Genomic DNA, 270 nt, shown 5'->3' with positions numbered 1-270 from the left:
GGCGTCTCCGCCTTCGGCGTCAGCGGTACCAACGCGCACACGATCCTGGAGCAGGCGCCGGCTGTTGAGGCCGAAGCCGTCGAGGCGAGCGTGTCGCCGCCGGTGGTGCCGGTGGTGCTCTCGGCGAAGGGCGAGACGGCACTTCGGGCTCAGGCCAGGGAGCTCCAGTCCCGGGTCGAGGCCGACCCCGAGCTGACCGTCACGGACCTCGGTTACTCGCTGGCGACGACGCGAGCGGCTTTCGAACACCGCGCAGCTGTCGTGGCGGGT

1 protein-coding gene is annotated in these 270 nt (G+C 71.5%); it reads left to right on the top strand.

Annotated elements, in window-relative coordinates:
* Positions 1 to 270: CurL C-terminal domain-containing protein (locus UK12_RS35650; protein WP_045307379.1), on the top strand; the 270-nt coding region annotated here is incomplete at both ends.

This window comes from Saccharothrix sp. ST-888 (assembly GCF_000955975.1).
Classification (GTDB): domain Bacteria; phylum Actinomycetota; class Actinomycetes; order Streptomycetales; family Streptomycetaceae; genus Kitasatospora.
Note: the sequence above shows the minus strand (reverse complement) of the source record. Positions and strands in the feature narration are given on the sequence as shown.